9 protein-coding genes and 1 tRNA gene are annotated in these 6,942 nt (G+C 31.7%); 7 read left to right on the forward strand and 3 right to left on the reverse strand.

The window, feature by feature from the left end; genetic code table 11:
- The first annotated feature begins 255 nt into the window (after window positions 1-255).
- The 7 genes from ACH2BV_RS12905 (at window position 256) to ACH2BV_RS12935 (ending at window position 5,790) form a co-directional block, all read left to right on the forward strand.
- Window positions 256-660: a DUF2721 domain-containing protein gene (locus ACH2BV_RS12905; protein ID WP_395051145.1), complete on the forward strand. Its 405-nt coding sequence runs from the start codon at window positions 256-258 to the stop codon at window positions 658-660.
- 126 nt (window positions 661-786) lie between these two features.
- Window positions 787-1,017 carry a uroporphyrinogen decarboxylase gene (locus tag ACH2BV_RS12910; protein WP_395051146.1) on the forward strand — a complete coding sequence of 77 codons (231 nt, stop codon included), beginning with the start codon at window positions 787-789 and terminating at the stop codon, window positions 1,015-1,017.
- 69 nt (window positions 1,018-1,086) lie between these two features.
- Window positions 1,087-1,689, forward strand: a complete 603-nt coding sequence (locus ACH2BV_RS12915) for an alpha-ketoglutarate-dependent dioxygenase AlkB family protein (RefSeq protein WP_395051147.1) — start codon at window positions 1,087-1,089, stop codon at window positions 1,687-1,689.
- 47 nt (window positions 1,690-1,736) lie between these two features.
- Window positions 1,737-2,564 (forward strand): sterol desaturase family protein, encoded by an 828-nt coding sequence (locus ACH2BV_RS12920; RefSeq protein ID WP_395051148.1) that lies wholly within the window; start codon window positions 1,737-1,739, stop codon window positions 2,562-2,564.
- Window positions 2,565-2,686: 122 nt separating this feature from the next.
- Window positions 2,687-2,965 carry a DUF2805 domain-containing protein gene (locus ACH2BV_RS12925; protein WP_395051149.1) on the forward strand — a complete coding sequence of 93 codons (279 nt, stop codon included), beginning with the start codon at window positions 2,687-2,689 and terminating at the stop codon, window positions 2,963-2,965.
- A 125-nt stretch (window positions 2,966-3,090) separates the two neighbouring features.
- Window positions 3,091-4,953, forward strand: a complete 1,863-nt coding sequence (locus ACH2BV_RS12930) for a peptidase M61 (protein ID WP_395051150.1) — start codon at window positions 3,091-3,093, stop codon at window positions 4,951-4,953.
- Window positions 4,954-5,079: 126 nt separating this feature from the next.
- Window positions 5,080-5,790 (forward strand): DUF4369 domain-containing protein, encoded by a 711-nt coding sequence (locus ACH2BV_RS12935; protein ID WP_395051151.1) that lies wholly within the window; start codon window positions 5,080-5,082, stop codon window positions 5,788-5,790.
- A 75-nt stretch (window positions 5,791-5,865) separates the two neighbouring features.
- Here ACH2BV_RS12935 and ACH2BV_RS12940 read toward each other — a convergent pair whose 3' ends face one another.
- The 3 genes from ACH2BV_RS12940 to ACH2BV_RS12950 form a co-directional block, all read right to left on the reverse strand.
- The gene (locus ACH2BV_RS12940; RefSeq protein WP_395051152.1) at window positions 5,866-6,354 is read right to left on the reverse strand and encodes a hypothetical protein; all 489 of its coding nucleotides are present in this window, start codon (window positions 6,352-6,354) and stop codon (window positions 5,866-5,868) included.
- Between the two features lie 255 nt (window positions 6,355-6,609).
- A tRNA-Thr gene (locus ACH2BV_RS12945) sits at window positions 6,610-6,683 on the reverse strand.
- Window positions 6,684-6,757: 74 nt separating this feature from the next.
- Window positions 6,758-6,942, reverse strand: a 185-nt coding sequence (locus tag ACH2BV_RS12950) for a hypothetical protein (protein ID WP_395051153.1), incomplete at its 5' end; no start/stop codon positions are given.

The following is a 6,942-nucleotide window of genomic DNA, read 5'->3' on the forward strand; positions in this document are numbered from 1 at the left end:
TGTCTCTTATGAATGTGTTCGCTCATAAAACAAAGATAATAATTTTACTTACCATCGAACCCCGAAGCAGAGCTTCGAGGAATTCTTTTGATTAAAAAACATTAATCAGCAATAAAAACAACACAGTCAATTGAACACTAAAATAACCGGAATAATTGAATTGAACCTTACAAATAGAAATGCTATTTCTTATTACAAAAATGAAAATTTGACGAAAGTTTAACGAACTTTGAAACATAAAAAGATCACTAAATTATGTCTCTACACATCGAAACCCCTGCATTACTTTTTTCAGCTACTTCTTTAATTCTATTAGCTTACACCAATCGCTTTCTTACGATTGCCTCTATTGTGAGAGAGTTAAAAAAAACTTACGATAAAGGGGAAGACAAGAGCATTTTACTCGAAATAAAAAACCTAAACCTGAGATTGACACTGATTCGCAATATGCAATTGTATGGCGTTTTGTGTTTATTTCTCTCCGTTTTCGCGATGCTTTTGTTGTTTCTGGAACAACAATTATTCAGTATTTATCTGTTTGGATTGAGTTTACTTTCTTTACTTATTTCACTGGGAATCTCGTTTTGGGAAATCAGCATTTCGATCGATGCATTGCGATTGCATTTGAGCGATTTGACCGAGAAAAAGGAAATGAAATAAAGTTTATATTATTCGTATATTGGAATACAAAACAAAGCCTTGGAAGTACTTTTCTAAAAAACCTGAAATTTATATCATTCAATTCACAGCTATACCCTACTTTTGCCCCACACTTAAATAAATAAAATGTTTGATATCACATTGACAGAATGGGTAGGTTATTTAGCATCGTTAGTGTTAATGATTTCATTCCTGATGAAAAACATTAATACTTTACGAATCATAAATTCAATTGGAGCAATATTATTTGTTTTTTATGGCATTATGTTAGTGACATCCTGGCCAATAATCATCACAAATACCTTTATATTGGGAGTAAATATTTTTTACTTAACCAAACATTTCCGTGCTAATTGATTTAATTAACTATATTTTAAAGAGAAAAGCAAAGATGAAAATCTTCGTTTTCCCCTTTATTTTGGTATTATGAATCCACTTTTTCAATCGGAACCGATAGTTATAAATTTGCCTGATGCAGAAATCATTTATTATCCTCATTTTTTTGACAAAGAAGAGGCTGATGCTATTTTTGCTCAATTAATAGCCGATATTCCTTGGCAACAGGATGATATAAAAGTTTATGGAAAAACACATCCCCAACCTAGATTGACTGCTTTATTTGGTAACGAGGGAAAGCCTTATTCGTATTCGAATATAAAAATGCAATCGCATCCTTGGAATCTGCTTTTGCAGAAGATAAAGTCATATGTAGAAAGTGTTACCGATACCAATTTTACCACAGTATTACTCAATCAGTATCGCGACGGGAAAGATAGCAACGGATGGCATGCCGATAACGAAAAAGAGTTAGGAACAAATCCCGTAATTGCTTCCGTGAGTTTTGGTTCTGAACGCGTTTTCCAATTGAAACATAATACAGACAAAGACCAGAAAAAAAGTATTGTTCTAGAACACGGAAGTTTGTTAATAATGAAAGGAACAACTCAGCATTTTTGGAAACACCAAATTCCGAAAACATCAAAACCAATTGGTTCCAGAATAAATCTAACATTTCGTGTAATTGAATAATTAAGATTATATAAAAATCATTAGATTTGGAATCTAATATTTTGTTTATGAATGAAATTGTCTCTTATTTTGATACTATTCCTTCATCCCATAGAAGTTTGATTCTAGTAGGCGGAATCACCATTTTTTGGCTGATAGAAAATGCTTTTCCTCTTTTTAAGTTTACATATAAGAAATGGCAACATGCCGGAATAAATCTTTTCTTGACTTTTACAACTATCCTTATTAACTTTTCTTTAGCTTTTATTTTATTAAAAACTTCCGATTGGACTATTGCCAATAATTTTGGCGTTTTACAATGGCTCCCGTTAATGCCTTTATGGCTTTATGCCGTGATTGGGTTGCTATTACTGGATTTAATAGGAGCTTATTTAGTACATTTAATTGAGCATAAAGTCAAGTTTCTTTGGCGATTTCACTTGATTCATCATACTGATACTTGGGTCGATACTACTTCTGGAAACAGACATCATCCAGGAGAAAGTGTCATCCGTTTTATATTTACAACGCTTGGAGTAGTAGTCGTTGGTGCACCAATGTGGCTCGTTTTTATGTATCAAACAATATCCGTTATTTCAACACAATTCACACATGCGAATATTGCGCTGCCTAAAAAATTAGATGACTTTTTGAGTTATTTTATAGTTTCACCAGATATGCATAAAGTGCACCATCACTACACATTACCTTATACTGATAGTAATTATGGAAATATTTTTTCGATTTGGGATAGAATATTTGGCACATTTATGTCACTTTCAAAAGACAAAATCACATACGGAATTGATACCTATATGAAGCCTGAAGAGAACAATCAATTGAAAAATTTATTAAAAATACCATTTAAAGAACAACGTTCTACAGAAAATAACTAAAAACCATAAAAAAAATTGGCTTTAGATAAAAAGTAATTATTTTTTTTATTAATATTGGTCAATAATTTGAAAACAAACCTATTAATCATTAACCTTTAAATAATTGAATTAATTTTCACCTAATGAAGAAGAGTAACCGCACAGAATTAAATTGGGAACAAACAGAAAAACTTGTTACGTTTGCCTTAGAGGAAAAAAACCCTTTTGAAATTATCAAAAAAGAATTTGGTTTAGCCGAAAAAGAGGTTCTTGAGATCATGAAAAAAAAGATGCCCGCAGAAAAATATGAAATGTGGAAAAAGAAAGCTTTAGCAAGTAAGCCTAAACCAAAACCTACTAAAATTGATGATTTTGATGAAGAATTGGACGGTAAATATTATATAAAAAATAAACTTGATTAAAAATTAAGCTCCTGAAATTCAGGAGCTTTTTTTATTAATACTTTTCCATTTTCTTAAAATCTATATGTGGTTGTAACAATTTCATCCTTTTAAAGTCTTATGACCAAACTAACAATCACTATAAAATGAAAAAAATAATATTTGCTTTTGCATTTGCTTCGGTTCTATGGGGCTGTAAAACGACAAGTTCTTCAATTGCTTCTTCACCAAAAGAAGAAATTAGGGTTAGCATTAATCTAAATGAAATTAAAGATGACAAAGTTTTAGTCACTGTAAGTACTCCAAAAATTAAAACAGATGAAATCACCTATCACATTCCAAAAATAGTTCCCGGAACTTATATGGAAGACGATTATGGCAAATATATTGATGATCTGAAAGCTTATGATAAAAAAGGAAATTTATTGGTTGTAAAAAAATCGGATATGAATTCATGGTCAATTACGAATGCTAAAACCTTATATAAAATAACTTATTTAGTCAATGATACTTTTGACACTGAAACAGGAAAAGGTTTTGGTGACGGTGAAGTCTTCTCTCCGGTAGGCTCAAACATTGATGCAGGCAAAAACATACTGCTCAACACACATTGTTTTGTGGGTTATTTTACAAATTATATGTCAACACCTTATCTAGTGACAATTTCGCATCCTGCAGGACTTTGGGGAGCAACTTCTATGGTCGATCAAGATGCATCTGCCACGAATGATTTATTTGTGACTTCTCGGTATGCTGAATTGGTTGAGAACCCAATTATGTATTCAAAACCGGACTTCACCACTTTTAAGGTGGATGATATGGAAATCCAGATTGCAGTTTATTCTCCTACAGGAAAATTTACAGCCGAAAGTATTACTCCAGAAATGAAAACGGTGATGACAGCGCAAAAACACTTTTTAGGAAAATTTAATTCAACTAAAAAATATAGTGTTCTTCTTTATTTGTCAGATATGAGTAAGCCGGATGCACGTGGATTTGGAGCTTTAGAACACCCGACCGCCACAACTGTAGTTATGCCTGAAATGTTAGAAAAAGACAAATTAGCATCTACGTTAAAAGATGTAGTCTCCCATGAATTTTTCCATATCGTAACCCCATTGACCATTCATTCACAGGAAATTCAAAACTTTGATTATAATGCTCCAAAAATGTCTGAACATTTATGGATGTATGAAGGTGTAACTGAATATTTTGCCAATCTATTTCAAGTTAATCAAGGATTAATCAACGAAAAAGAGTTTTATACCCGAATAGTTGGTTTAATAGAACAAACAAAATCCTATAATGACACAATGCCTTTTACAACAATGAGCACCAATGTACTTGTAAAACCATACAAAGAACAATATAATAACGTATATCAAAAAGGAGCTTTAATAGGAATGTGTTTAGATATTATCATCCGGAAAAATAGCAATGGCAAAAGAGGAATTCTTGATTTAATGCAAAAACTATCAAATGAATATGGTGTTTCGAAAGCCTTTAATGATGATGAGCTTTTTGAAAAAATCACCGAATTGACTTACCCTGAAGTTGGCGATTTCTTAAAAACATATGTTTCAGGACCAACACCTATTCCTTATGCTACTTATTTGGCTAAAGTCGGATTAACAAACTCTACTTCAAAAAAACCATCCGGTATATTTTCGAAAGGAAGAACACCATATATCTCAATAGATAAGCAAACCAAGGAAATCATTGTTGTTCCAAATATTGAATTAAACGAATTCTACACAAACCTTGGCATCAAAGGCGGTGATGTTTTGATGGCTGTCAATGACAAACCCTATTCGCTTGATAATATCTACGAATTGATAGGTGATAGCAAAAACTGGAAAGAAAACGACCCGATTTACATAAAAATAAAACGTGATGGAAAAGAACAAATTATAAAAGGAATAGTAAAACTTCCTTATGAAGAAAAAGAAAGTCTCGAAGCAACTGATGCAAGTAAGTCTGCACTGAAAGATGCTTGGTTGAAAGGATAAATCAAATCATTAATTCATAAAATCCCAATTTATTACCAATAGATTGGGTTTTTTTATGAAATTCCAAGAGTACGATAGCTACTATTTCCAACAATTTGCTTTATTTTGCAAAAAACAAAAACACCAATGAAAAAATTCATTCTTGCCTTCTCTACACTTCTGATTTTAGCTTCTTGTAACAAGGAAGTATCAAAAACAAATCTACATCTTACTGGTAATATAAAAGGTTTAAAAAAAGGAACTTTATACATTCAAAGAGTGGTCGACACCAGTCTTATTGCAATTGATACAATAAAAATTGATGGAAGTTCAAAGTTTGAAACGGATATAGATTTAAAATCAGCCGAGATGTTATATTTATTTTTAGATAGAGGAGTTACGAATTCACTGGACAATAACATTTTGTTTTTTGCCGAACCTGGAAATATAAATATTGACACCAACCTGGATTCTTATCTTTCCAGTGCAAAAATAACTGGTTCAAAAAATCAAGAAAAATATGAAGAGTATCAAAAAATAAATACTCGTTTTAGAGATGAAAATCTTGACATGATTGAACAAAAATTCAATGCCATCAAAAGCAATAACTCAAAAACTTTAGATAATATAAATGCGAAACAGGACAACAACACCAAACGGAAATATTTGTTTGCTACTAATTTTGCCATCAATAATAGAGAATATGAAGTGGCTCCCTACATAGCCTTATCCGATATTTACGATATCAATATCAAATATTTAGATACCATTCAAAAATCAATGTCGCCAAAAGTAGCACAATCGCTTTATGGCAAAAAGCTGACCCAATATGTAGCAAAAATTAAAGCTCAGAAATAAACTCAATTTAGCGCTATAAATACAAAACCCGTCTTGTTTCAAAAACAAGACGGGTTTTGTTATAAATAAAAATATTTATCTAAGACCAACCGTTATAGCGGCAATAATTACACCTGCAAAAATTAAGGCATAAAAACACAACATAATTACTGCCAAAATCCCGATAAACTTATAATGCGATTTCAAATACTCGAATGATTTAGCTAGTGTTTCCGAATCATTATCTCGAAAAGCAGCCCTTAAATTAGATGCAAACCTATTCAAATAATATATTGGAAAGAAATAAAGTGCTGCAATCAATAAATAAACCACAGTTATAAAAATACCAAATGCAGAACTAAACATCCCCATTTGCTCTAAAGGCATCATATTACCAATAAAACCAAAAAGTGTTCCTGCAAAAATTGCCGCCAAAACAATAAGCCCAATTCCTATGTAACCTAGAATGGATAAAAAATAAGCCCATTTAGCAGCCTCTTTCAGAAATCCTTTTGCAGATTCATTTAACTGTAATTCAAATTCTTCAACCTTAGATTCTTCTGATGTATCAACAATTTCTTCCATAACAATATTATTTAAGTTAGACATCAAATCTAATGAAAATTCTGAGATAATAACAGTCCTGAATTATAATCTTGACTCTATTTACTTTCATTCCAAAGTACTCTAAAACAAAAAAAACATCCTTATAAATCGGGATAATTTTACTAAATAGCCAGCAAAATGACTTAATTAATTGTTTCACTCGGGATAAACTTCTCGTCCCAAAATATTTTAAACAAAAAACCACCTAACAATAGTTAGATGGTTTTACTAAAGAGCCGGCGGAGGGACTCGAACCCACGACCTGCTGATTACAAATCAGCTGCTCTAGCCAACTGAGCTACGCTGGCGACTCATTATTGATGCAAATATAAGTTTGAATTTGAATTTTCCAAAATAAATTCAAGCTTTTTTACTGCTTTTTTTACTGTAATCCGTTGATTTTGGCAATCAATTGATTTGCAGTTTGTTCCAATTCAACGTTTATTTGTTTGAAATGTGCTTTTTTATCTTCCACTTTTTTAGCGTTCACTTTTGTGATCAACACATCAAAAGCAGCAATAGCTTCGTCAATTAAATCGTTGGTTTCAGTAGTTGGTTTTCCTGTTG

Source organism: Flavobacterium sp., assembly GCF_043780635.1.
GTDB lineage: Bacteria > Bacteroidota > Bacteroidia > Flavobacteriales > Flavobacteriaceae > Flavobacterium.

What these genes read in the sequence shown, in the direction of transcription:
- ACH2BV_RS12905 (WP_395051145.1), top strand. Translation starts at nt 256, where the DNA reads ATGTCTCTACACATCGAAACCCCTGCATTACTTTTTTCAGCTACTTCT.
- ACH2BV_RS12910 (WP_395051146.1), top strand. Translation starts at nt 787, where the DNA reads ATGTTTGATATCACATTGACAGAATGGGTAGGTTATTTAGCATCGTTA.
- ACH2BV_RS12915 (WP_395051147.1), top strand. Translation starts at nt 1,087, where the DNA reads ATGAATCCACTTTTTCAATCGGAACCGATAGTTATAAATTTGCCTGAT.
- ACH2BV_RS12920 (WP_395051148.1), top strand. Translation starts at nt 1,737, where the DNA reads ATGAATGAAATTGTCTCTTATTTTGATACTATTCCTTCATCCCATAGA.
- ACH2BV_RS12925 (WP_395051149.1), top strand. Translation starts at nt 2,687, where the DNA reads ATGAAGAAGAGTAACCGCACAGAATTAAATTGGGAACAAACAGAAAAA.
- ACH2BV_RS12930 (WP_395051150.1), top strand. Translation starts at nt 3,091, where the DNA reads ATGAAAAAAATAATATTTGCTTTTGCATTTGCTTCGGTTCTATGGGGC.
- ACH2BV_RS12935 (WP_395051151.1), top strand. Translation starts at nt 5,080, where the DNA reads ATGAAAAAATTCATTCTTGCCTTCTCTACACTTCTGATTTTAGCTTCT.
- ACH2BV_RS12940 (WP_395051152.1), bottom strand. Translation starts at nt 6,354, where the DNA reads ATGGAAGAAATTGTTGATACATCAGAAGAATCTAAGGTTGAAGAATTT.